Source organism: Bradyrhizobium sp. TM239, from assembly GCF_036247985.1.
GTDB lineage: Bacteria > Pseudomonadota > Alphaproteobacteria > Rhizobiales > Xanthobacteraceae > Bradyrhizobium > Bradyrhizobium ottawaense.
Map to the genome: position 1 here is coordinate 180,930 of NZ_BTIR01000004.1, position 24,270 is coordinate 205,199.

Here is a 24,270-nt window from a genome sequence, read left to right on the forward strand (position 1 = left end):
GATGCGCCTTTGGCCTCCCAATATGAGCTGGTTCAGGATTCGTTGGTCATGGAGCCTGCCCGCGACCTTCATCCTGTTCCTTGTGGTGGCCGGCGCGCCGTTTCCGTTCGGCTCGACCAATGATCTTTCGATCGCGTTCTGGTGCCTGTGTCTCGGGGTGGCGGTGATCTTCGCGCCGACGCGCGATCTGCGCCGGCCGCATCTGTGGCTGCTCGCCGGCATCGGGGTGATCGTTGTGGCCTACGCATTCGTGCTGCACGAACAGCTCTCCGACCATCCCTGGATCGCGCCATTCCAGCCGATCTGGAAGCAGGCCGCGGAGCTGCTGGGCGTGCCGATCGCTCCTTCGGCTTCCATCGTGAAAAACGAGGCGTTCTTTGCGCTCGGCGCGCCGCTCGCCAACATCCTCGCGGTCGTCCTCGGCATGACCGTCGGCGCCGATCGCGACCGCGCACGCCGTATGCTGTGGGTGATCGCGATCTCGGGTGCGGCATACGCCCTCTACGGCGTGCTCTCGTTCCTGATCGAGCCCACCATGATCCTGTGGCGGGACAAGACGGCTTATCTCGGCAGCGTCACCGGCACGTTCATCAACCGCAACACGGCGGCCGCCTATTTCGGCTCCTGCGCGGTGATCTGGATGCTGCTGATCCTGGAGGATGTCCGCCGCCGGCTTCCTGAGCGGCACATTGAGTGGCGACGTCTGTCGCTCGATGTGCGCGCGATCCCCCCAAAAGAAATCCTGCCGCAGCTCGGCTGTCTGCTGATCTGCCTGATGGCGATGTTCATGACGACCTCGCGTGCCGGCGTCGGCCTGTCGCTGCTCGCGATGATCGTCTCGTTCACGCTCTTCCTCAGGAAGGATCTGCCGCCGCGCACCGGCATCTGGATCTCGCTGGGCTCTGGTCTCGCCGTCGCGCTCGGCCTCTTGCAGCTGCTCGGCGGCCGCGTCTCCAGCCGCTTCGACAGCCAGGGCCTGGTCGACGAAGGCCGCATCGAGGCCTGGAGATCGACGCTGCGGATCATCGGCGACAATTCCTGGTTCGGCACCGGCATGGGCACCTTCCAATGGGCCTTTCCGCCGTACCGCAGCCCCAACATCTCGATTCGCGGGGTTTGGGACGCCGCGCATTCGACGCCGCTGGAGCTTGCCTCCGAGGTGGGCATTCCCATGGCGCTGCTGGTGGCGCTCGGCTGGGCCATCATGCTGCTGGTTCTGGCGAGGGGCGTGTTCGGGCGGCGGCGCGATGCCATCATCCCGCTGGCGGCGGTGGCGACCGCGACGCTGTCGCTGCTGCATTCGTGCCTCGACTTCACGCTGCAGGTGCCCGGCTACAGCATTCCATTCTTTGCGCTTTTCGGCGCCGGCCTGGCGCAGTCCTTCCGCAGCAAGGAGGGCCGCCCGATGGCGGAGGCGGGTGCCACCAGGCGGCGAGGCGACGGCCATCCGACAACCGCTGACGCAGCCGCGAGCCGGGTGCCTCAGCTTCATAAAAGTGTCTAGATTTGAAGCAGTTGCGTCGTTTACGAAGTCTTTAGAATAAGTGGACAGCTGTTTTCTCTTCGGTTAGGTTCCTGCACTGCACAGCCATTTGCCCGGGCCGAGGAAGCACATCGGGGCAGCTGATTTTTTGGAGGTTGATTTATGAGCGTTATCAAGATTGCGCTTCGCATGGCTGCCGCCGCGGCCCTCGCCGCGACGATCTCGTCGGCCGCCAGCGCCGCCGTCTACCCGCCGCAGCGCCAACTGCCGGCCACCGTCATTTCCGACTTCAAGGCTTCGCCCAATAGCCTGCTGCAGCAATATCCGACCGGCGGCCCGCAGCTGATCTCGCGCGTGCGCGACCTCGGCGCCTCCGATCCGACCACGCTTCCCGGCCTGATCGCGCTGTTGAAGGATCCCGCGACCACCAAGGACCAGATGCGCGCGATCGTCGGCGGCCTCGCTCAGGTCGCCCGCATGGCCGCACAGTCCGACCAGGCTTTCGCCAATGAGATCCAGGCCGCGATCGCCAACACCGGCAACGCCGACGTGATCGCCGCCTACCAGGCCGCGACCGGCGACGTCCAGATCGCCGCGACCGGCGGCGGCGCGGGCGGCGGTGGCACCGGTGCAGGTGGCCCGACCGGCACCAGTGGTTTTGCCACCGGCGGCAATGGCGGCGGCGGCACCACCTTCGGCAACAACACCACGGCCAACAACGGCACCGGCACGGGTAGCGGCGGCGTCGGCGGCACCACGAACAGCGTCAGCCCGCGCTGACCGGAACCGGCCCTCTCGGCCGATCCATGACACTTCACGGCAGCGGCGCCCGCGGGCGCCGCTTTGCTTTTGCGCCGTTAAGCTTCCTGCAAAATGTCGCGTAAGACGCGCTGTGCACTGCATCGACCGCGTTCAATTGCAGGCAGGATTGTGCTAGTGGTTCGCCCAGCGCGGGCTTTGGCATCAGATTTGCCCCGGACGCAGCTGGGCTGTTGGCGAACATTAATCCCAAGAACACACATCGATCCATTTTCAGGAATTGCTAGATGTTGCAGGTGAACAAGCCGACCTCGGAGATCAACCGTGATTTCGCCGAGGCCGACGGCTCCCCGTCGCAGACCCTGACCTCCTATCTCGACATTGTCAGGCGCCAGTTCCCGACCATCATCGCGATCGTCTCGGCCTGCGTGATCCTGGCGCTGCTCTATCTCTTCACCGCCGCGCCGCTGTTCACCTCCACGGCGTCGATGGTGATCGACACCCGCAAGGTGCAGCTGTTCCAGCAGCAGTCGGTGCTCGGCGATATCGCGATCGATTCCGCGACGGTGGAAACCCAGGTCGAGATCCTGAAATCCGAGAACATCAGCCTCGCCGTGATCCGTGATCTGCACCTCACCGAAGACCCTGAGTTCAGCGGCAGCGGCGGCGGCCTGCTCGGCGCCATCATGGGCTCGGTCACTGGCCTGTTCTCCTCCAGCCGTGCCCCGTCCGAATTCGAGCTGACGCGTAAAGCGCTTGGTGTCTTCGCGAGCAACCGCACCGTCAAGCGTCTCGGCCTCACCTATGTGATGGAGATCGGCTTCACCTCGCGCGATCCGCAGAAGGCCGCGCGCATCGCCAACGCCATTGCGGATGCCTACATCGTCGATCAGCTCGAGGCGAAGTATCAGGCCACGCGCCGCGCCAGCGTCTGGCTGCAGGACCGCATCAAGGAGCTTCGCACCCAGGCCTCCGCTGCGCAGAAGGCGGTGGTGGATTTCAAGATCGCCAACAACATCGTCGACAGCGGCGGCCGGCTGATGAACGAGCAGCAGCTCGCTGAGGTCAACAGCCAGCTGGTGATGGCGCATGCGGGGACCGCCGAAGCCAAGGCGCGGATGGACCGCATCAACGACATCCTCAAGCAGGAGATTCCGGATGCCAGCGTCGCGGACGCGCTGAAGAACGACACCATCGTCAAGCTGCGCGGCCAATATGTCGACATGGCCTCGAAGGAATCGATCTGGTCGGCCAAGTATGGCGCGGATCACCTCGCAGCGGTCAATCTCCGCCGGCAGATGGCCGAGATCAAGAAGAACATCATCGACGAGCTCAAGCGCATCCAGGAATCCTACAAGAGCGACTACGACATCGCCCAGACCCGCGAGGAGGCGATCAAGTCCAGCCTAGCCAACGCCGTCTCGGAATCGCAGCTCACCAACCAGGCGCAGATCCAGCTCCGCGAGCTCGAAAGCACCGCGCAGAGCTACCAGGCGATGTATGACAATTTCCTCCAGCGCTACATGGAGAGCGTGCAGCAGCAATCGTTCCCGATCACCGAGGCACGTGTCATTAGTGCGGCGACCACGCCGCTTATCAAGAGCGCGCCGAAGTCGCTGGTCATCCTCGGGGCCGCACTGTTAGGTGGTTTGATGCTGAGCTTTGGCGCCGCCATGGCGCGCGAGCTCTCTGACAAAGTGTTTCGCACCACCTCGCAGGTTGAGGAGCAACTGGGCGCTAATTGCGTCGCAATTCTGCCGGCGCTCGGCTCTCCGGCGGTTGGAGCGCTTTCCGGCAAGCTCGCCCGCAAGAAGAGCAACCCAGAACCGGATCTGCTGCGTTATGTCGTCGACAATCCGCTGTCGCGTTTCGCCGAGGCAGTGCGCTCGCTCAAAGTGGCAGTCGACCTCAATTCCATCGTACGCGAAAACCGAGTACTGGCGGTGACCTCGACCTTGCCCAACGAGGGGAAGAGCACGCTCTCGACCAACCTCGCTCAGCTCATTGCTCATGGCGGCGCGCGGGTGATCCTGGTTGACGCCGACCTGCGCAACCCCTCCTTGTCCCGAGCGCTGCTACCTGAGGCGAAAGTCGGCCTTGTCGACGTCGTGGCGCACAAGGCCCAATTGGAAGACGTCATTAGTATCGATCCGCAAACTGGGCTTGCGCTCCTGTCTGCGGGCACCACCTCCAAGCTACTGCATACCAATGAAGTGTTAGCGTCCAAGCCTATGCGCGATCTCGTCACTCTGTTGCGATCAAAATATGATTACGTCGTTATCGACATGCCACCCATGGCGCCCGTAGTGGACGTGCGCGTCACCTCACCATTCATCGATTCCTTCGTTTTTGTGGTGGAGTGGGGCAAGACCAAGATCGATGTCGTGCGTCACAATCTACGAGGGGCGCCCGAGATCCAAGACAAGCTTCTCGGCGTGGTGCTGAATAAGGCCGACACGAAGCTGCTAGCCCGCTACGAGTCCTACCACGGGCGCTATTACTATCAGAAGTATTATGCTCGCTATGGTTATGTGGAATGACCTTGAAGGATGAACGAGGAACGAAGGCCGTCGCTTCGCAAGGCTAAATGCTTCGCTCGAACTCTTCAGCTGACGTTCGGTCTTATTTGCGTGCTGTGGTCATCCGTAGCGATCCAGTCGTTCTGGGTTGTTGCGCCAGCACGCGAGATGACGGTGCGAATCTTGGCCAACGAGCGCTTCAAGAGAAGCGTGCTGGTCAGTGTCAGTGCCGAACTTGAGGCATGGCAAAGTTTGGCTGTCCACAATGCTTCGCTTGAACGTGCTAAGGCGTTAATGGGTCTGAGCCCCTTTGATATCGATAGCACTCGTCAGACCGAACACGAGTTCGACGCGTCGAGAGCGGGAGTCCGAGCGGCTCTGGGGCTGAATCCGATGGACTCGTATTTGTGGCTGCGTCTGTATTTCAGCGGGATGCTTCATAGTGGAGTCGACAACGTCAATATCCGCCTCTTGCGTCAATCCTATGGGACGGGTCCGCTAGAGAGCTGGATTGCCTTGGGTCGCAATCGAATGGCCTTGGCAGCCTTTCCGATGCTGGATGATAAAATGCAAGATTGCGTACTTTCGGAGTTCGCTCACCTCGTCGACAGCGGCTTTATTGATGCTGCGGCGGCGAGTGTGACAGGTGCGGGATGGGCTTATCGGGCGCAACTGATGGATAGTCTTCGGAGAGTCGATCTCATCGAACGCGAAGCCCTTGCCAGACGATTGGCACGCGATGGCATACCGATAACTGTACCTGACATAGGTATCGATGAAAGGCCGTGGCGCCAATGAAACACGTTCTTGGTCTTGGTTTAGTTCTTTTGCTTTCGAGTAACTGCGCGGCGTATGCCCAGTTCAACAGAGCCGCGAGCAATTTCACGCTGCAAGGCCCTGCGGAGCAGGGAGGCAGCGTCGTGAAAGATGCAACGGGGAAAAATTGCTTAGATGTGGAGGCTGCAGCCCGTCCCCAGACAGTTAATCGAGAAATGCTCGATCACGTTGTTAGCCTTAAGAACAATTGCTCGCGGACGATTAAGGTCAAACTCTGCTACTACAATTCGGATAGCTGCAAGCAATTCGACGTCCAGGCCTACAAGCGGGTCGACACAATTTTGGGGACCATGCGAGGAGTGAGCTTGTTTCGCTACACTCTTAATCAGAAGTAGGTCTGGACAATCAATCTCCCGTTCGGGCCGGGTTGGTGACGATGTTTTGGCCGGGGGAGACCGCAAGAAGTGACTAGGCTCGTATATTCGTTGCTAACCACCGCGTTGGTTCAAGCAGCGAATTTAGGGTTTGGTGTCGCGGCCGCACGTCTGCTTGGACCCAATGACAGGGGAATATTCGCGTACCAAGTCACCCTATCGACTGTCGTCGCCACACTGTTTTCGTTTGGAATAGGTGAGGCAATTGCCTATGTAGCCTCTGCAAATAGAGCGGGGTTTCGGCATTCTACGTACATTGTAGCTTCAGTGCTTTATGGAGCGGCAGGCGCGTTGGCTTGGCTGTTTGTCTATCCAATGATAGCAATGATCTCCAATCATGATCAGTATCTTGCCTATGCTGTATTCATGGCATATCCAGTCCTCAACTACTTAACCCTTTGCTTAGTTGCTTGGTTTGCTGGCCGCGGACTGACGCGGGCCTGGAATATCCAGCGAGTTCTAGTTCAAATATCACAGCCGCTTACGTTGGTCTGTCTCCTCGTGATCGAAGGCGCATCGATTTCGGCCTTCGCATTCTCAGTCATCTTTGCTCATATTATTGCCGTTGCAGTGGGCGTTTGCCAGATTTCGGTTTCCTCGTTTCTCGCGAAACCTCGCTGGCTTGATATGAAAGAGGTGTTCCAGGTTGGAATGCAAAGCTTCGGAAGCCGACTGTCCGATCTCATCAGAGATAACGCCGACCGCCTCATAGTCGGAACGCTCCTTGCACCGGAAATTCTTGCTCAATACGTCGTAGCAGTCTCTGTCGCTCAGATTTTCAACGCCTATTCGCAAACAGTCATTCAACTCTACTTTCCACGAATTGGCGCTTTGGTGAACTCTGGCCATCACGCTCTCATCGAGCGTCAGGCGGCATTTCTCGTGCTGGGAGGAGGGATTGCTGCTATCGCGGTTAGCTTTTTGGCGAGTGATTGGCTTGTCGTCGCGATCTTTGGTGGCAAATTCGCTATGGCGGGAGAGCTAGCCCCGGTACTAGTCGTTGGGATGGTCTTTGCCTCGATGAAAGCATTGATCTCGGCTCATGCACTTGCGATCCGTCAACCTTGGATCACGAGCAAAATTGATGTTTATGCAGTGCCGGTTACGATTGCGACGATATTTTTGGCAGTCCATCTTGTAGGTGCATGGGGAGCTGCCTGTGCATTTGTCTTCTCACAAGCGGGCGTCGCCTATGTTATGTTTCTAGCCTACCGGCAATTTCGAACAGCAAGGTAAGCCGAGTCGAAGGGCACACCCCGGCTGATGGCGATAGAAAGGATCGACGAATGAGCATTTTCAGCAAGATTTTGGGTGCCGAGCCAAACCGAAAATCTCGCTTGCGAGACGAGCAAGGTGAGCTGCTGCCCCTTTCGGACCTCCCTCTTATTCCTGTTAGGCTGAAGGAACGTCTGGCAAGGTTGTTCGACGTTTACCCGGAAAAGCCGTGGTGGCCAGAACAAGCAAAACGAAAAATTGCTGATATCCTACGCCCGAATTGGATGGTGGTTGAATTCGGATCGGGAATGTCAACTCTTTGGCTTGCTCCACGCGTTCGGCGAGTGGTAACAGTCGAGGCGAACAACGATTGGGCTAGTAAAATCTCGAATCAGCTTCAAGCGCGGGGACTGAACAACGTCGAGATGGAGATTTTTAGCGTTGCATCCTATAATCCCAATGATCTTGAGCTTGATGAGGCGCCAGACTTCGTCATCGTTGATGCCGAGCGACGACGTGATTGCATTGTTTGGGCATTTCGCTATCTGAAGCCGGGTGGCTACCTTTACCTCGACAATGCTGACCGGCCCGGAAACGATTCGGGGTCAGATGCGTATCAAGCGCGTTCGGAACTGCTTCGGTTAGCCTCAGAGCGAAACGCTCAGGTTGAATTCTTTCGAGGAATTCCCCCCGGACTCTTGAACCCGGCGCAAGGCGCGCTTGTACGGATTCCAAGCTAGCTCGCCTATCAAGATTAGCCACTTGGCATCAGCGCGACCTTTCCTTCAAAGTGTTGCAGGCTTCGATCAGCGAAGTGACGTACTGACTCCACTGGCTGTCACGATTCGCCTGCGCAATGTGTTCAAAATCGATCTGATTGAAGTGAAAGCGCTCGTTCGTACTTGCCAGAGCGCTCGCCAGTTCGGAGATGTTTCCTACTGGCACCATCTGTCCACTCTTGTTATCTATTCCCATATCAGGGGCGCCCGTGTTCGGAGTGTAGACGATATAGTTTCCGTAGCTCCTCGCTTCATTGTAAACTAAGCCAAAGCCCTCAATGATTGATGGCATAACGAAGACATGCGAACGAGCATATTCCTTCTGCAACTCGGCTCGACTCAAATGCTTCTTCATGATCACGTCCGAGGGGATCAGATCGGCAATGCTTGGATCAAGGTGACCACATACGCAAGTTAGCGTCGCCTTGTGCAATTTTGCTTCGCGCCACGCGCGGAATAGGTGATGAAGCCCCTTTCGAATGACGCCCTGACCAACGAACAGAAAGCGGCAGTTCTCGCCCATTTTTTCTGACAGACTGAACGCATTGGCTTTCAGTTGAGAGAAATATGGAACAATGGCACTTGGCTTCGCGAACCCAGCGTACTCTAGACTACGTTGAGAGAAGCTGCTCGCGGTTATCACGCCGTCGGCGAGCTCAACCTCCTCGTCCGCATGATTCCATCGCCACCAGGTCGTAACTTCGCGATCCGACTTTAGCGCCTTTGCTGACTCTGGAAATAGAATTGCGTCTTCACGAAGCAGATCAGAGATGATCTTGTAATGCGGGTGGTACAAAAACAGAAGGCGGCGGGAACTCGATCCGGCGGCTGCTCGAAATGCGGATCTCGCGTATCCTGAATACAATAGGAGATCTGTAGGCTGTCGCTTCCAAGTCGAGGCGGTTTTCCAAGCTAAGATTCGGTCAGCCAGAAAGTGAGTGTCAATTATTTTGCTCAGCTTGCGTCCGCCGATAAATTGAACTGCGGCCGCGAGTAGGCTTTCTTCGACTAGATCCGGGTGTATTTCCGAACTGCAATGATCAGCAAGGTGAGGGAAAGTCCGTTGACGCCAGTTCGATCCCTTACTGAAGTAAATATCTGTAACGAGCTTAACTAGGAGTCCCTGAGACGATAAGGCCCGAGGGATCACATAGGAATCTCGGTCGCGCAGAAAATTAACAATATATCCACGGCTTAAAGTAGAGTTGTTGTCCGTCACTGTTTCTTCTCGACTGAGATGTTCAGGGTGTGCGAAGCGGAGGATCCGAGTCGAACCTGATTGAAGTTGCTAGATAGTTGAATACCGTTACTTCGCTGTCCCTGCTCGCATATTCAATTGGTGCGTCCCATCGCACCTTTGCATTTGCGGAGTTTATCGTGATGGAGATCGGGCCCGATTGTAGTTTGACACGATAAAAATGCAGGCCACTTCCAGCACTGAAGGATCGGCGTTCGGCGCCCATCATTACCTCGATCTCAAATGGCCGACTCGCCTCAGCAACAATATGAAGATCGTCTCGTAGTTCTGAGGAGCCCCTCGGGCAGAGGCTTAATACATATCCACATTTGCTGGACGACTGTGGGCGATAGAATACGTGGATTTTATCTTGCGTTATCCGTGGGGGCTCACCGTCCTTGAACCATTTGATGTAGTACCCGCTCAGGCTTAAGTATGCGTCGTGAGCCGTGAGTAAGCCCCAATGGTTATTCCAAAGCGGAACTGTGAGTTGTCCCTCGAAGGGCCGTACGTAGCTGGCCTCACCCCAGTCATTCCAGGTGACTATCTCAACCCAATCTGATCCGGATTCGATGGCCGCTTTCCATTGCTCTGCCATCCCGAGGAAACCATCCGCTTCGAATACCCTGAAGTTCTGCTTAAGACCTCGGTAATAGGGGGTAACTGGGGCCATGTATAGTTTGGATCGTGCCTGGGACAGTTCGGCTCCGAGCCGGCTCGACTGAGCGAGCGATGGATATTTTCCCGCGGCACCGAAATAGAATAATCCATCGCTGAAGGTTAGATCTGCCAAAATTGCATCTAGCGTTGCGCGATCGGGCGTCTCAACAAGGATTCCCGGAATGTTCGTTCCGCCAGCAGGGCGGTGCGAGTTCGGTACGAAAAAGACGGCAAGTCCCTGGTCCCGCAGGCCCCTCAAAATGTCCTGGTACCACGCCAAGGTACCACCGTAAGTCGATAGAACTGGCCGGCCTGCGTGTCTGAGGTAAGCTGGATCGCTCGAAAATCGAGTAACCATATCGACTACTTCAGACGCGGAGAGGCCGGTAGAAGCATCGGCGGAAAAAAAGAGTTTGAACGTGCTTTGTTGTGCAGCACGGAACAGGCGAGAGGAAATGTCCTGGTAATACGGCTCTTTTAGCCAAGCGCCGACGTTGACCGCAAACCCGTCGATGCCAGCACGAGTAGCCACGTCCATCTCGTGTCTCAATGCATCGATGGAGGCTTCGTGGCCGGCGAATGGGCAGCAGGCCATATAGTGCGCGAAGACCAACTTCGGGGCGCGTTCCATGGCGTAGCTTGGGACCGCCGCAAGAATCCAGGAAAGCTGGAGCAACAGAAGCATCTCGAAGTAGATCGCGCCGCGCCAGCGCCTTGGTGTCGGCCGAGGTGGGGCGGGCAATCTAGACGGGATGGCGAGAGCTGTCCGAAGCGTGCCTGGCCAAGGCGGTTCGCGATTTCGAGCGCGATGACTGGCGTCCGACGACCGCTGAGATAATGGCGGGCAAAGTGAGGAACAGTGTGAATTTTGTGACGGAGACCAGCACGCCATCGCGCATCCATTGGAGATGAAGCGGTATCAAGACCGTGTAAGCAAATGCGGCATTCGGACCAATATTCAGCAGCAGGGTCCTTAGAATGAACGATGAAAGCATTACATAGATCAGGCAGGTGGCTACCACTCCAACCAATCCAAAGCTCAACCAACCTTGCCCATACCATCCTGTTGAGAGGGTGACCATATTTGCAAAGCGGTTGATCTCGATGGTCTTTATCGGATCACCAAATGGCTTGCTGGGCCAGAGCGCGCGGGGGATTGGTTCGGTCAATAGTCGGACGTGTTCAGTGAAGTAGGTGTATGAGTCCGTTAGCCTGGGCACAATGCTAATCGCCGCTGTCTGTACCTCGAATGTAGACATATCGAGGGTGTCGAGAGGCGACACTCTCTTCCACTCATCCGTTGGCCTGGTCGTGCTGCTTGTGTCGAAGACCATCTCTCGTATCGCGGCACGATTCTGCCCCAGGACAACGAAGGCAATGATCAACATGACTGCAAATGGCAGCAGCAGCAGGAACTTCCTGATGTTAAATCCTGATCGCAATACGAATAGGATCGACCCGGTTATCACCGCGTATACGAAGACAAATCTGGAAGATCCCAGCGTCAACCAGAAAGAACCAAGAACGCAGACGGCGATCGTCCAACTTCTAGAAAATCTGGACGCCATCCAGAGATACAGCGCGCAAAATACGTAGGCTGAGGATAGCTCAAACCACCAGCCGCTGCCTTGGCTAAAGCCAAAATTCCCCGTCCGCGCGTCTTGGACGAGTTGAAAGCCTTCATCTGATCCAAGATAGCCGCGTACGCGTTGAACAAAAGCAATGAACGAGACAGTTAGCGTGAGAAGAATCAGGATGCGTGCGGTTGATGGAACGCGCGCGCCATTGATCGCGGGAGCAAGGCGCCGTTGTATCGATGCATTGCTAAAGCTAAAGAAAAAGGTGTAGCCGAGATAGCTCGTGAGCAACCCTACGATAGAGATGAGGATCGAATTTGTCGCCTCTTCCTCGTTCGGATAGAACTTCATATACTCGAAGGCGTGATTGTGGTCGAAAAAATACCACAGCGCCGGTTTCATGAGATGAAAAAGGAAGTGATAGGCTAGCAAGATCGTGACGGGTTGTAAGACGCTGAGCTGGCGCCTAGCCTGACAGTGAAGCAGGCACGCCATCCATATGGCGAATTCAAAGAATAGCAAGACGGCGATCATTTTGCTGCATCTCGAATATTCATGATGGTTCGACAGCCGTCGACAATGCTCTTCGCCGCAGCGTTTGGTGTGAAGGGCGCAATTCTCGCGAGGCAGGCGCGAGCAGTACGGGCGACGTCGGAGAATGCCGTGGGCGCGAGCTTCATCTTCTCCGCAAGCTCATCCACGCCGCCCCACGTGAATGCGAAACCAGTTTTGCCTTCGTCTACAAGCTCAGGGACGCACCCACAACGATGGCTGACGATTGTGGGGCAGCCATAACTTAGAGCTTCGTTGATGACGAGGCCCCAAGGCTCGCTATGACTCGGGAGAACGAAGCAGCTTGCCTTTGAATATTCGTCAAAGAGTTCGGCGTCGAACTTCGGCCCTGCGAATGAAACACTCTCCTCAATCCCGAGATCAACTGCCAGCTCCCTGAGCTCCTTCTCGGACGGGCCCTTACCTACAAGGATCAATTGCGCTCCAGGCGCTGTCGCGAGCACTTGCTTGAAGGCAAGCAGCAGGTGGTCTAGTGACTTTTCCCGCGAGAGGCGTCCAACATACAAGTACCGAGGAGGCTGATTGGGTCGCGCCTTTTCAAGTCGCTGCTCGAGGGCCTTGTCTACCGAGTATTCCTTAGGCAGAGCCGCGGCCTGGCATCGAACGAAGCTCCTGTTGCTCGGGACGCCGTAATAACTCACATATTCCATCGCGCGCACACCGTAACAAAAAATTCCGTCCGCCCAGTTGAAGATAATGCGCTTTGCTATTCCCTTCCAAAAAGTCTGGGGTTGATCGTAGAGCGTGGAATCGCAGAACAGCGCGAAAGGTCGTCGCTTGAAACTCAGAATGAGAGCCTGAAGCCATACGACAGGTCTCTCGTATCCTGCGAGAACCACGATGTCTGCAGGATCCCTCCAAGTGAGCAGACCTGCTCTCCATAGTAACTTGAGAGCGGGAATCTCTGAGGACGCGCCTTTGAACAACAGCTTAAAGGGATATTGATGCCAGCTTTGATCGATCGGAGACAGTCCTGCGCGGTTCGCGTCTGTCTCTGCGATCTGGTAGAAATTGATTGGGAGGTTTTCGGCCTGGGCCTGACGGTAGATCGAAGAGAACACCACCGCCTTGTAGCGAGACCACATGATGTTGTGCCAGATCGCAATCTTCATGAAATGAAATCTCTGCGACTACGAAATTGAAGGAAGTGCCGAAAGTGCCTCTCGCGCCTTCGTTCTTTCCGCAATATGCATATCAGTCATTTGACAGGCTATGGAAGCGCGAGGTGCCATGCGCTCCCGGTTCAGCCCAAGATTGCGGACCGAAGCGAGGGCTGCGTCCACAAAAGGCTCGCCTTGTGGTATGATGATCCCGTTGCTTCCGACTTGTGACGCAACACAGCCCCGCTCGTATGCGATCACGACGTTGCCGGCCGCCAGAGCTTCGTAGAGCACCGTAGGCTGAGCCTCGTTGGCATAAATGGTCGGAAACACGAACACGTCGATCGACTCGTAAAATCGGTTCTTCTCATCACCATAGAGCGGGCCGACATATTGCAATTGACCGCCGAGCTCTTTCTGCGCGGCCTCGAGAGCGCGTCTGTCGTCGCGCTCGCGCACCGGACCGGCTAGCGTTCCATGTATGTTTAAGCCTTGGTCGCGTGCCGCGCGCAACAGATCGAGGAAGAGATAGAGCCCTTTTTCGCGATTAAGGTTGCTCAGGAGTCCTATTCTGAGAGATCCGCTGTGCGAGAGAGGGGTTAGGCTGGCTTGAGGAGAAACGAACGCGGCGTTCGAAATCACCAGGGAGCGTTCCGGTTTCCAGTAGGTCTGGCCGAAGCGCGTCCGCATGTGATCGCAAAGGAAGATGTGCACGACCTCAGGGCCGCCCGCTCGGAGGGTTGCCACCATCAACGGGCGCCGCTCATTGATGTATCCGAAATTGTGGTGATGAAGATAGGTTGGATAGCCGAACAACCGCGCGACCGCCAAAAGATACGCCGTGTAGACAAGTCCAAAATCGCTTTGGCATGGCATGTAACAGGCGCGGTTTCCGCGCCAAGCGTTCAGCGCCAAATGCAGCGACGCGCGCAAGACGATTGCGGTCCTTGACAGGTGGTAAGCCGGGCCCCGCTTCGACACCCTCGGGGAAATATTCAGAACCTTGACGTCGTGATCTTCGGCGAAAAGCTTGACGTATTCCGACGTGATGTAGGCGAGCCCGTCTGTTGGCGGTGGAATTTGTCCGATCGCCACGATGAAACGTCGATTAGGGTTCATAAGACGATAGTTGCCCGAAATGCGAACTAGTATGCGGAGGTATCAAGCACGCCGAAGGCGGTTCGCATGATGATCTTGATGTCCAGCGCCACGCTCCAATTATTGATGTACCACAGATCATACTCCACGCGCTTCTGCATCAGCTCGAGCGTGCGGGTTTCTCCGCGGTAACCATTAACCTGGGCCCAGCCGGTGATGCCGGGCTTGACGTGGTGGCGGAAGGCGTAGTTGCCGATGATCTGCTCATATTCGGTGTTGTGGGCGGCCGCGTGCGGGCGGGGGCCGACCAGCGACATGTCGCCCTTGAGCACGTTGAGAAGCTGCGGCAGCTCGTCGATCGAGGTCTTGCGCAGCCATTTGCCGATTGGCGTGACGCGCGGGTCGTTCTTCTGCGCCTGGACGATGGTCGGGCCGTCCTCCAGCACGCGCATGGTGCGGAACTTGAAGATCTTGAACGCGCGCCCGCCAAAGCCGTGGCGGGTCTGACGGAAGAACACCGGGCCCTTCGAGGTCAGCTTGATCAGGATCGCGGTCACCAGCATCACGGGCGCGAACACCAGAAGCGCAAAGCTCGCCCCGACGAGATCCAGCGCCCGCTTCAGCGCACGTTCGCGAAAGGTCAGCGGAGCGCGGCGCAGCTCGGCGGTGAAGGTGTTGCCGGTGCCGACCAACGGATAGCGCAGGAAGCGCGCCGTGTTGGCGTCCGGCACCAGATGCACCGGGACGGGGAGGATCTTCAGCGCATCCAGAATGCTGTCGATCGCGTGCTGCCGGCTCCAGTTCATCAGCAGGAAGACGTGCTCGATCCGGTTCTCGCGCGCATAAGTGATCAGCTCCTCGAAGCGCGGCGCCTGCGAGGAGAGCAGCAGCGGCGAGGCGAGCTCCTTGGCGGGGATTTCCATGACCCGCATCAGGCGGTAGCCGTGCTGCCCGAGGTCATCGACCGCGTTGGACGAGGTGGCAAGGCCGAACTCGGCGATCATGATCGCGCGGCCGTTGGCGAAGGCGCCGGTGCGCAAGCCATGCGCGGTCCAGCGCGCGGCCGCGGTCTTCCAGGCGAGCAGAACGGCGAGGCCGACCAGATAGAACGAGATGGTGGTGCCGCGGGAGAACTCGTCGCTGACCTTCATCGTGAAGGCGATCGCCAGCAACGCGCCGAACAGGCCGGTCCACGTCGTCAGCGTCATCCGGAACGTGCGGGCTAAGTCGGTGATGGCTTTCAGGCGATAGCCGTGCTGCACGATGGTCAGAAGGATGAAATTGATTGCGACCAGGACGCTCGCCGCCGCATAGACGTCCGCCTTGCCGAGCGTGCCTGCGGTTGCGATATGATAGCCGACCGCGCACCCGATCCCGCTGACCACGATCAGCGCCGCATCGACCACGGCCATCAGCCGCTCGACGACGACAGGTCGCAACCAGCTCGGTGCAAAGCCTGTGGCGGCTGTCGCGGATGGCTCGACCACGCGGATTTCCGTCGCAGAATCAGGGACGGGCACCGGTCGAGTGGAAAGAATTGTCATCCTGCCAAGCCCATTGACGCAAAATTCATTATCCGAACGCGCCGTGCTATCGGTCAAAATCGCTGTTAAAACAAGGCGAAGGGAAAATTAACCTTACCCCAGAAGCTGCATTGTAGCCCATCTCGCCTCGACTGATATGTTAAATTTCACAACCCGTTAGGAAGCTCTCGTTGCCCCGAACCCAGTCCCGGCGGCGGCCCCGGCCGAAAGGGAGGCGTTACCTTGCCATTGGCCTCGCTGCGGCGGCATTGGTGGGGACCGCGCTTCTGCTTCTTCGCCCCGATGCGGCCCCCGTACGAACTCCGACGGCCTCCGCAGCCGTCACGGTCAAGCTCCTCCTCGACGGACCATATCGCGCGCGGTTTGCCGGCGAACTCTCTGCATCGAGACAGGGGTACTTCTCCTCCCGCATTCAAATGGCGGCCCAGCCCGAAGATCCTGAGTTCGTCCAGACGATTGCACGCCAACATGCCATCGGCGTGACGAGCGGCCAGAAGTTCCTGCTGGCGAGCTGGCGCGGCGCGCCCGTGACTGCGTTTGCTGCAAGCTTCCTCGATACCTCCGTCGCGATTTTCACACTCGAAAGCTCGGGATTGCGGCGTCCGGCCGACCTGGTCGGAAAGCAGGTCGGGTATCGCAGGGCGAGCGAGGGAGAGGTCGTCTTTGATGCCATGATGGCGCAGCTCGGGCTGCCCCGCAGCCAGATCACCAAGGTGCCGGACCGCGACAGCTTCGAAGCCCTGCGGGGCGGGCAGGTGGATGCGATCATCGCTGCCATCGACGAGCAGCCGGATCCCTCCAGTCCGGCCTTCCTGAAGCTGAATGTCATCAAGCCGCAGGACTACGGCATCCATGTCCCGGGCCTGGTCTACTTCGCGAGCAATGATCTCATCCATGACCAGCCGTCCGTAATCGCCGACGTTCTTCAGGGCCTCATTCGGGGGTGGCAGTTTGCCTATGCGGACTATGCACGGAGTGTGCCCGTTCTGGCCGGCGCTGGACCGGCCAGGCTGAATTCAGAGCGACTGAAATTCGAACTGCAGCAACAGCGCCCGCTGGTGCTGCCGACCGGCGGCCGTATCGGCGATTACGACGAAAGCCGCTGGCGGACGCTTCGGGACATCCTCCTCTTCGCCAAGCTTGGCGAAGAAGACGTGCCGCTGGCCCAGACCGTCAACTACCAGTTCCTTCGAGATGTGTACCGGCGTTCACCGGACCTTGCTGCCCCGGGCGCCTGGAGCGAGGAAAAATAGGACCAAGAAGCCACAGTAGCGCGCCATATCGCTACAAAGTCCCTCCCCAAGCTGCGGCGTCGGTTGCCTTTTTGGCCCTAGCCTTGGTAATCTAGGCTTTACTATTTAGGCTGGTTCGCGGTGGTTCTCGGGTTGCGGCCTCCTGGTAGGGCGCGGGGAATGGACCAAATCCGCAGGGGCGAGGAGCTTTTTTGGGATGTTTAAGACCTTGATGCGAGCAGGCCTTTTGGCCGCTACCGTTTCCCTCTGTGCAGCGAGCGGAGCAAGCGCGGCGATGCAGATGCCTGCGCCGGCGGTCCTGCTCACGGGTGCAAGCCAGGCGACGCCTGTCACGTTCTGGGCGCAGCCCTACCCATATCGGTATGTGCCGGCGCGCCACTGCCCCCTGGTGCGGGTCGAGACGCCCTATGGCTGGTATATAGACCGCGTTTGCGCGCCCGTCGGCCCTGTCCTGCGTCGGGCATATTGAGCTTCGGCTGACCTAAGCGGCCAGCGCCGCTTTTTAGAAGAGATTCATAAGGCAGCCGCACAGCTCATGCGGCTGCCTTGCTCATTTTTGTTTCGCCGTGTGCTGCTCTTTTGTGCGCGCAGCACGGGTTCACCATGAATATCTTTGTCGAGCCGGGACAGGCTGTTGCATGGTGAAGATTGTGTTACCAGTTTGGCGGGGCTGCATCGGCAGCGTGATTGCGTAATGCGGCGGTAGCCGGATCTCACGGAAGTGACGATCCCGCCGATCGAACGCCGGTAGAGGATACGATGACAGGGGTTTCAACCTACGATCTCACGGGCAAACGTGTCTTTGTCGCGGGTCATCGCGGCATGGTCGGATCGGCTGTCGTCCGGAGGCTTGCCTCAGAGAATTGCACCGTGCTGGTTGCCGATCGGCGTGAGCTTGATCTCACCAAGGAAGAGCCCACGCTGAAATGGCTCGAGGCCAATCGTCCCGAGGTCGTGGTTCACGCGGCGGCAAAGGTCGGTGGTATCGCAGCCAACAATAATTTCCCGGTCGACTTTCTCTGCGACAACCTTGCAGTGGAGCTGAACGTCATTCGCGCGAGCCACGCGATCGGCGTGCAACGCCTGTTGTTCCTCGGCTCGTCCTGCATCTATCCCAAGCACGCCAAGCAGCCGATCGCCGAAAGCGAATTGCTGACTGGCCCGCTTGAGCCGACCAACGAGTGGTACGCAATCGCCAAGATCGCCGGCCTCAAGATGTGCCAAGCCTTTCGTCGGCAATATGGCGATGATTTCATTTCCGTGATGCCGACCAATCTCTATGGCCGTGGCGACAATTATCATCCGGATCATAGCCATGTTCCGGCGGCACTGATCCGACGCTTCCACGAAGCCAAGATCGCCAATGCGTCTAGCGTCTCCGTATGGGGTACCGGCACGCCGCTTCGCGAGTTTCTCAACGTCGACGATTTCGCCGATGCCTGCGTCTTCCTTCTGAAGAACTATTCCAGCGATCTGCCGATCAATGTCGGTAGTGGCGACGAATTGTCGATCGCCGAATTTGCAACGGCAGTCGCGGAGGTCGTCGGCTATCAAGGCGAGCTCGCGTTCGATACGTCGAAGCCTGACGGGACGCCACGCAAGCTGCTCGATAGCTCGAGAATTCGAGGGCTTGGTTGGCGACCGAACGTTGCTCTGCGGGCCGGTCTCGCGGCCGCCTACGCAGATTTTTTGAAGGGCTACGGACGTCATCTGGAAGTCAGCGCAACGCGCTGAGAAGACGACCTGGATTGCAAGAAGATTTTTTATTCTGAACTTTGATTTGGGCGGGGCTTTATGCGTGTTCTCTTGGTCGGCATCAACTATGCCCCCGATCTGATCGGCGTGGCGAAATACAACGCCGAGCTCTGCGAAAGTCTGGCCGCCGAGGGGCATGAAGTTAAGGTCATTACGGCGCCGCCGTATTATCCGGCCTGGAAGATTCCCCCGGCGTTCAAGTCGTCGTACTTCAGATCGAGAGATATTCACGGCGTTCGCGTGACACGTACGCCGATTTATGTGCCCGGACATCCCTCGGGAGCAAAACGGCTGGTCCATCACGCTTCATTCGCGCTTACGAGCGGTGCGCCAGTCCTCTTTGAGGCGTTATCCTGGCGGCCCGACGTTATGATCGCTGTCGCGCCATCGCTGATGTCGGCTGCCTTCGTCTCATTCGTCGCTCGTCGCGTCGGTGCCAAATCATGGCTTCATGTGCAGGATTTCGAGGTGGACGCGGCATTCGATCTTGGTCTGCTGCGCAATCCATATCTGCGAAAATGGATGCTTCGAGCCGAAGCGGCGATCCTCAAATCGTTCGACCACGTTTCAACTATCTCTCAAGCGATGGTGGAACGGTTGATAATCAAGGGTCTCAGTCCCGACAAGACAGCCGAGGTGAGAAACTGGATTGACACCAACGCGATCTGCCCCGGTTCGCGAATGACCAAATACCGTCAGGAGTTGAAGCTGGGCGAGGGCGATATCGTTGCACTCTACTCAGGAACGATGTCGAACAAGCAGGGCCTTGAACTCGTGATCGAGGCCGCGATTGGGCTGGAGCAAAGCCATCCGCACATCCACTTCATCCTTGCAGGCGAGGGGCCTCATAAAACGAGGCTCGAGCAGCTCGCCGCCGGACATCGCAATATCCATTTCTTTGGGCTTCAGCCCAACGAAAGCTTCAATCAATTGATGGCCACGGCCGATTTTCATCTGATTCCGCAGAAGGCTGAGGCTGCCGATCTGGTGTTGCCCTCGAAACTTGGCGCAATCTTCGCGTCCGCTCGGCCGGTCATTGCGATGGCTGAAGAAGGCACCGGGCTCGCTGCGGAGGTCACGGATGCCGGCCTTGTGATTCCGCCCGGAGATTCGGCCGCTCTCGAGCTTGCTATTTGCCAACTCAGCGACGCGCCGGCCCTCCGTGAACACTATGGGCAAGAAGGAAGAAGGCGCGCCCTAGATCGTTGGGACCGAGGCGCAATTGTGCACCGGTGGTTGGAGGCCATGGCAGGGCAGGGCAATGCGACAGCGCAAAAGGATACGCACATCGAAGGCGCTGCTGGCGAGTTTGCGCTTCCGGTGGAGGACGCCGTTCGGTCGTCTTGAGGCACGCAAATCTCCATTGGGTAGCCTAATGCATCCAAAAAAATGAGCGCCGTAATCGGCGCTCACTTGCTTGGCTCGCTCGCCTTGTTGGCCGATCGACAGGGACTACTCGTGGCGCGGATAATATCTGAAGCCGTGCTGCTTGATGAGTTCGTCGCGCTTTGCGGATTCGAGATCTTCCTTCATCATCTCTCGAACCAGGCTTTCGAACGACGTCTTGGGCTCCCAGCCGAGCTTCTGCTTTGCCTTTGACGGATCCCCAAGAAGCGTCGCGACTTCGGTAGGGCGGAAATAGCGCGGATCGACCGAAACGACACACTTTCCGGTCTTGGCGTCATATCCCTTTTCTTCGACGCCGCTTCCTTCCCAGCGAACGGTCATGCCCACTTCGTTCGCAGCGACATTCACGAAATCTCGGACAGAATGTTGCACGCCGGTAGCGATCACGAAATCCTCTGGCTTGTCCTGCTGCAGCATCAGCCATTGCATTTCGACATAGTCGCGCGCGTGCCCCCAATCGCGCAGGGCGTCCAGATTGCCGAGATAAAGGCGATCCTGCAAGCCGAGATGAATGCGCGCTAAGGCCCGGGTGATCTTTCGAGTGACAAAGGTTTCGCCACGAACCGGAGACTCGTGGTTAAAGAGAATGCCGTTGCAGGCATACATGTCGTAGGCTTCACGGTAATTGACCGTGATCCAGTAGGCGTAAAGCTTGGCGACGGCGTACGGCGAGCGGGGATAGAACGGCGTGGTTTCCTTTTGGGGGATCTCCTGGACCAAGCCGTAGAGCTCAGACGTCGAGGCCTGATAGAAGCGGGCCCTCTTCTCCAGGCCTGTAATGCGCATGGCTTCAAGGATGCGCAATGCGCCAAGGGCGTCGGAGTTCGCAGTATATTCCGGCTCCTCGAATGAAACGGCAACGTGACTCTGCGCTGCGAGATTGTAGATCTCGTCCGGTTGCACTTGGCCGACGATCCGGATCAGGCTCGAGGAATCCGTCAGATCGCCATAGTGGAGCCGGAAGGGCGGATCGGGCTCGTGCGGATCGAGATAGAGATGATCAATGCGATCGGTGTTGAACAGCGAGGTCCGGCGCTTGATGCCGTGAACCTCGTATCCCTTCTGCAGCAGCAATTCGGCCAAATAGGCGCCGTCCTGGCCGGTGACCCCGGTAATAAGTGCTCGTTTCTTTGTCATATCAGTCCCAAAATTGAAATTTGTGCTTACACGAAATTGAATTCGTTAGGGAGGGTGAAACCCAACGAAAATCAAGCTTAGATTAACAGGGGCTGGCTCCAGCGAGTGCGCCAAGCATCCTCCGACCAGACGCGCACACGAGGTGTAATGACCTTCAGTGCGTCCGTACCGTGTTTGGCAGTAGCCGGACTAGCGAGACCAGCTAGAAGGTGGTGACGTGTCGTGTCCACTCTTGTGGCTCGGTGCCAGACTCCGCGCGCATGATGACGTACCGATCCAAAGCGTCGACCAGCGGCGTGACCACTGGGCTCAGATTGTCGAGCACGAGGACCGCTTTTCCCTCGCGCACCAGCAATACAAGGTGGTGCTCGCCGGTTGCTCGGATAACGACCTCTGCGAGGAGGAGGGCCGAGCTGGGCCAGCCGGATCGCAGCAGCAGATGGCGCTTGGTGACGGCATAGTCGCCGCAATTGCCTTCGTCAGGGAATATCTGCCATTCCGCGTCACGTCGGCTTGCGGGCGGGTCCTTTGGCGCTATGCCGAAATTCACCGTCGAGTTGATCCGGGCGAGTTCTCGCCAACGCTGAATTGAGGAGCGGAAGTCTCGGATCCTGCGATCATCATGGCGCTGGCAATCCTCAGGATACTGAATGCAGAATTGAGAGAATGACAGCGGTGGTGTCACCGCTTGAGATTCGTAGTTTGAATAGGCGGGCTGGCCGCAAACGCAATACATGATGGCCAGCATGCGCATGGCATGTCTGATCATTGAAGTTCGCCTGATCATTCCTGATTGCTAGTCGAATTATATTGCGACGCAGTGGAAGCGCTATGACAATTGTGAGGCAATTCATGCCCAATCGTGGAGCAGTGCGCGTGCTCGATCCCAACCGGCCGAAGACCGTCATGCGCAGCCTGCCCTCGTCGACTCTCGGCAGTATCCACCGCCCTTGAGACATGGAAGCCGTCATCTTCGTCTATGAGAGCGTCGGGCGACTTCCCTGTTATCGCAGCCGCGGCTGCCCAGCGGTAAGTCGCTCACACCAGCTGCGAAACCAGACCGACCAGCTCCGACTGGCGGTGCGCTCCCGTCTTCGAGAAGATCGACTTGAGGTGATTGCGGGCGGTTTCGCGCGAGATGCCGAGGTGCTCGGAAGCGCTGGCAATCGATGCGCCGGTTGCAAGCAGCGCGGCCAGTCGCGATTCCGCCGGCGTGAGGTCGAAGGCCTGGCCGATGAGGGCAGGGTCCGGCGCGGCGCGCGGGATGAGATTGGACAGGATCAGCATGGCGCGAGCGCCGAGGAAGACGGAGCGCGCCGCGCCGTCCACTGGCAGGATCCGCAAGACGACCGGTGGCTTTGTCGTCCGGCGGACGAGGATCGGAGAGGCGGGCATGGCGGCGGCATCCGGCGTCGATCGGATCATGCTGATCAGCTGATCGAGCCTTGTCATCGCCTGCTTGTCGTGAACAACGAGGCGCCGCTCCCTGATGCGGATCTCGTTGTCGAATCCAGTTTCGGCTGCTGCGTTGGTGCGCAGGACCATTCCTTCCCGATTGAGGATCAATGCGGGCTGTCGGACCCGGTCGAGGACATCGGTCATCGAGGTGAGCGCGACCCTTCCCATCACCGTCGCAAGCGTGGCGGTCTCGGTCAGGCGCGGCGCCAATTGGGCAAGCAGTTGCTTGTCGGGTGCCTCGAATGCGCCTTCGTGGCCGGTTCGCTGGATCGTCAAAGCCCATGCTGCGCTGTCGGCCCAGAAGCCGATGCCGGCGAACCACCGGTATCCGAACGGGAACAGCACTTCGTTGTACATGGGATCGGCGCGAATCTGCTCCGGGGTCATCATATCGAGGTCGGTCACGACCTCGCCCGCCATCATGCGCGGAAAAGCCTTGGCGCGCGGGTCTCTTAAGTGCCAGTTGTTCCTGAAGTAGAGATCGGTAGCCTCGGCGATCGATGCCGTGCGTGGGACGTCGGGGGTCCTGATGTCACTCTGAAGCAGTATGGCCGCCGACGCGCCCACCGCCCTGCAGATGTCATCCATGATGTCGCGCCATGCTTCAGGATTCACGGCGGCCTCGCCAAGTCGATTGAGGACCCTCGACAGTCCCGCACCGTCGATTTTGTCGGCTTTCAAGCGCAGTCCCCTTCGCCCAGCCCCGCGCATTTCGTTGCAGCCCGGCATGCATCCTTGCTGCATGCCGTGCAGAAAGTCCCCGACATCTGAGGCCCTCCAACGCGTTTCCCTGACCGGCGATGCTTCGTGAGGAGGCGGCTCGAAGCAAGCCCCCTTGCCTGTTTTTCCTGAAAAATTGGACTCGACGAAAGTTTAGCGGATGGTTGCTTGGAGGCGGCGGCCAGGACCGGAATGACCCATTCGGGTCATGCGTCCAGATGTGCCGGCGCTATTCCATGGAAGAGGAATATTTGCCGCACCAGGAATTGAGATGACATTGCTTTGCTTGAGTCAGTCGGATCTCGGCGTCGGCTTTCGGCTCCCGATATCGAACTGCAGAAGGGATATCTGGGCGCGTCAGAATGTCGCAGTACGGGTCCCCAGGCGCGGCGCGAATTGTTCAGCCGCGCTATCAACGGTCGCAATCTATTTTCTCGGCAGCTTAAGCGATCTGGTCAAGGCCAGCCGGGGAGGCAAGGCGATTGCTTCATTCCATCCCGTATTGTGCTGCAGTTCGGCACAGCTTCGATCCCATGGCCTGCCGAAATCGGGCGCAATCGCAATGCCGGGACGCACGCTTTCCCGGCTGCGCTGTTCAATTCACGCCGCGCTTAAGGTTAGCAGCTGTGCTGTCTTGACGCAGTCACGCAACAATGGAAACAATTTGCAATTATCAGAAGTCCTTCGTCGCTCCGTGACAGGACTTCGCCGTTCGCCGTCGGGCAACGACGCCTCGTCGAATCGATACCCAATACAACCATAACAAGACCATTTCATTTCCAACT

19 protein-coding genes are annotated in these 24,270 nt (G+C 58.0%); 10 read left to right on the forward strand and 9 right to left on the reverse strand.

Annotation, left to right across the window (positions count from 1 at the left end; translation table 11 throughout):
• The first annotated feature begins 1 nt into the window (after nt 1).
• From AABA84_RS08455 to AABA84_RS08485, 7 genes are all read left to right on the forward strand, one after another.
• Entirely contained in the window at nt 2-1,504 is a 1,503-nt protein-coding gene (locus tag AABA84_RS08455) for an O-antigen ligase family protein (RefSeq protein WP_338311837.1), read from the forward strand.
• Between the two features lie 141 nt (nt 1,505-1,645).
• Nucleotides 1,646-2,263: a hypothetical protein gene (locus tag AABA84_RS08460; RefSeq protein WP_338308229.1), complete on the forward strand. Its 618-nt coding sequence runs from the start codon at nt 1,646-1,648 to the stop codon at nt 2,261-2,263.
• Nucleotides 2,264-2,529: 266 nt separating this feature from the next.
• Nucleotides 2,530-4,782 carry a polysaccharide biosynthesis tyrosine autokinase gene (locus AABA84_RS08465; RefSeq protein ID WP_338308227.1) on the forward strand — a complete coding sequence of 751 codons (2,253 nt, stop codon included), beginning with the start codon at nt 2,530-2,532 and terminating at the stop codon, nt 4,780-4,782.
• Nucleotides 4,783-4,791: 9 nt separating this feature from the next.
• Nucleotides 4,792-5,559, forward strand: a complete 768-nt coding sequence (locus tag AABA84_RS08470) for a hypothetical protein (protein ID WP_338308226.1) — start codon at nt 4,792-4,794, stop codon at nt 5,557-5,559.
• On the forward strand, nt 5,556-5,933 hold the full coding sequence (locus AABA84_RS08475) for a hypothetical protein (protein WP_338311838.1): 378 nt from the start codon (nt 5,556-5,558) through the stop codon (nt 5,931-5,933). Before AABA84_RS08470 ends, AABA84_RS08475 begins: the two co-directional genes overlap by 4 nt.
• A gap of 69 nt (nt 5,934-6,002) precedes the next feature.
• Complete coding sequence (locus AABA84_RS08480; RefSeq protein WP_338311839.1) at nt 6,003-7,208, forward strand: oligosaccharide flippase family protein; 1,206 nt, start codon at nt 6,003-6,005, stop codon at nt 7,206-7,208.
• A gap of 50 nt (nt 7,209-7,258) precedes the next feature.
• Entirely contained in the window at nt 7,259-7,927 is a 669-nt protein-coding gene (locus tag AABA84_RS08485; protein ID WP_338308223.1) for a hypothetical protein, read from the forward strand.
• 28 nt (nt 7,928-7,955) lie between these two features.
• Here AABA84_RS08485 and AABA84_RS08490 read toward each other — a convergent pair whose 3' ends face one another.
• Genes AABA84_RS08490 through AABA84_RS08515 form a run of 6 tightly spaced genes read right to left on the reverse strand, consistent with a single transcriptional unit; the run spans nt 7,956 to nt 15,698 of the window.
• On the reverse strand, nt 7,956-9,185 hold the full coding sequence (locus tag AABA84_RS08490; RefSeq protein WP_338311840.1) for a glycosyltransferase family 4 protein: 1,230 nt from the start codon (nt 9,183-9,185) through the stop codon (nt 7,956-7,958).
• Nucleotides 9,186-9,207: 22 nt separating this feature from the next.
• Nucleotides 9,208-10,548 (reverse strand): glycoside hydrolase family 71 protein, encoded by a 1,341-nt coding sequence (locus AABA84_RS08495; RefSeq protein ID WP_338308221.1) that lies wholly within the window; start codon nt 10,546-10,548, stop codon nt 9,208-9,210.
• 58 nt (nt 10,549-10,606) lie between these two features.
• Nucleotides 10,607-11,974: an O-antigen polymerase gene (locus tag AABA84_RS08500; RefSeq protein ID WP_338311841.1), complete on the reverse strand. Its 1,368-nt coding sequence runs from the start codon at nt 11,972-11,974 to the stop codon at nt 10,607-10,609.
• Nucleotides 11,971-13,125 (reverse strand): glycosyltransferase family 4 protein, encoded by a 1,155-nt coding sequence (locus AABA84_RS08505; protein ID WP_338311842.1) that lies wholly within the window; start codon nt 13,123-13,125, stop codon nt 11,971-11,973. Before AABA84_RS08505 ends, AABA84_RS08500 begins: the two co-directional genes overlap by 4 nt.
• A gap of 18 nt (nt 13,126-13,143) precedes the next feature.
• Complete coding sequence (locus AABA84_RS08510; RefSeq protein WP_338311843.1) at nt 13,144-14,208, reverse strand: glycosyltransferase family 4 protein; 1,065 nt, start codon at nt 14,206-14,208, stop codon at nt 13,144-13,146.
• A gap of 50 nt (nt 14,209-14,258) precedes the next feature.
• Nucleotides 14,259-15,698, reverse strand: a complete 1,440-nt coding sequence (locus tag AABA84_RS08515) for an undecaprenyl-phosphate glucose phosphotransferase (RefSeq protein ID WP_338311844.1) — start codon at nt 15,696-15,698, stop codon at nt 14,259-14,261.
• Nucleotides 15,699-16,006: 308 nt separating this feature from the next.
• Here AABA84_RS08515 and AABA84_RS08520 point away from each other — a divergent pair, with 308 nt between their 5' ends.
• The 3 genes from AABA84_RS08520 (at nt 16,007) to AABA84_RS08530 (ending at nt 20,110) form a co-directional block, all read left to right on the forward strand.
• Nucleotides 16,007-17,008: an ABC transporter substrate-binding protein gene (locus AABA84_RS08520; RefSeq protein WP_338311845.1), complete on the forward strand. Its 1,002-nt coding sequence runs from the start codon at nt 16,007-16,009 to the stop codon at nt 17,006-17,008.
• A 759-nt stretch (nt 17,009-17,767) separates the two neighbouring features.
• The gene (locus tag AABA84_RS08525) at nt 17,768-18,742 is read left to right on the forward strand and encodes a GDP-L-fucose synthase family protein (RefSeq protein ID WP_338308385.1); all 975 of its coding nucleotides are present in this window, start codon (nt 17,768-17,770) and stop codon (nt 18,740-18,742) included.
• A gap of 60 nt (nt 18,743-18,802) precedes the next feature.
• Nucleotides 18,803-20,110, forward strand: coding sequence for a WcaI family glycosyltransferase (locus tag AABA84_RS08530; RefSeq protein ID WP_338311846.1), 1,308 nt, complete (start codon nt 18,803-18,805; stop codon nt 20,108-20,110).
• Between the two features lie 105 nt (nt 20,111-20,215).
• On the opposite strand, the gene gmd is transcribed toward AABA84_RS08530, so the two are convergent.
• The 3 genes from gmd to AABA84_RS08545 form a co-directional block, all read right to left on the reverse strand.
• Nucleotides 20,216-21,307: a GDP-mannose 4,6-dehydratase gene (gmd, locus tag AABA84_RS08535; protein ID WP_212251236.1), complete on the reverse strand. Its 1,092-nt coding sequence runs from the start codon at nt 21,305-21,307 to the stop codon at nt 20,216-20,218.
• A 202-nt stretch (nt 21,308-21,509) separates the two neighbouring features.
• Nucleotides 21,510-22,076 (reverse strand): transglutaminase-like cysteine peptidase, encoded by a 567-nt coding sequence (locus tag AABA84_RS08540; RefSeq protein ID WP_338311847.1) that lies wholly within the window; start codon nt 22,074-22,076, stop codon nt 21,510-21,512.
• Between the two features lie 269 nt (nt 22,077-22,345).
• Complete coding sequence (locus AABA84_RS08545; protein WP_338311848.1) at nt 22,346-23,446, reverse strand: helix-turn-helix transcriptional regulator; 1,101 nt, start codon at nt 23,444-23,446, stop codon at nt 22,346-22,348.
• Nucleotides 23,447-24,270: the final 824 nt, after the last annotated feature.

Bases quoted from the DNA above. Each gene is read 5' to 3' on its own strand.
- AABA84_RS08505 (WP_338311842.1), bottom strand. From the start codon at position 13,125: ATGAAGATTGCGATCTGGCACAACATCATGTGGTCTCGCTACAAGGCG.
- AABA84_RS08525 (WP_338308385.1), top strand. From the start codon at position 17,768: ATGACAGGGGTTTCAACCTACGATCTCACGGGCAAACGTGTCTTTGTC.
- gmd (WP_212251236.1), bottom strand. From the start codon at position 21,307: ATGACAAAGAAACGAGCACTTATTACCGGGGTCACCGGCCAGGACGGC.
- AABA84_RS08530 (WP_338311846.1), top strand. From the start codon at position 18,803: ATGCGTGTTCTCTTGGTCGGCATCAACTATGCCCCCGATCTGATCGGC.
- AABA84_RS08495 (WP_338308221.1), bottom strand. From the start codon at position 10,548: ATGCTTCTGTTGCTCCAGCTTTCCTGGATTCTTGCGGCGGTCCCAAGC.
- AABA84_RS08465 (WP_338308227.1), top strand. From the start codon at position 2,530: ATGTTGCAGGTGAACAAGCCGACCTCGGAGATCAACCGTGATTTCGCC.
- AABA84_RS08540 (WP_338311847.1), bottom strand. From the start codon at position 22,076: ATGATCAGACATGCCATGCGCATGCTGGCCATCATGTATTGCGTTTGC.
- AABA84_RS08475 (WP_338311838.1), top strand. From the start codon at position 5,556: ATGAAACACGTTCTTGGTCTTGGTTTAGTTCTTTTGCTTTCGAGTAAC.
- AABA84_RS08470 (WP_338308226.1), top strand. From the start codon at position 4,792: ATGAACGAGGAACGAAGGCCGTCGCTTCGCAAGGCTAAATGCTTCGCT.
- AABA84_RS08455 (WP_338311837.1), top strand. From the start codon at position 2: ATGCGCCTTTGGCCTCCCAATATGAGCTGGTTCAGGATTCGTTGGTCA.
- AABA84_RS08500 (WP_338311841.1), bottom strand. From the start codon at position 11,974: ATGATCGCCGTCTTGCTATTCTTTGAATTCGCCATATGGATGGCGTGC.
- AABA84_RS08485 (WP_338308223.1), top strand. From the start codon at position 7,259: ATGAGCATTTTCAGCAAGATTTTGGGTGCCGAGCCAAACCGAAAATCT.
- AABA84_RS08460 (WP_338308229.1), top strand. From the start codon at position 1,646: ATGAGCGTTATCAAGATTGCGCTTCGCATGGCTGCCGCCGCGGCCCTC.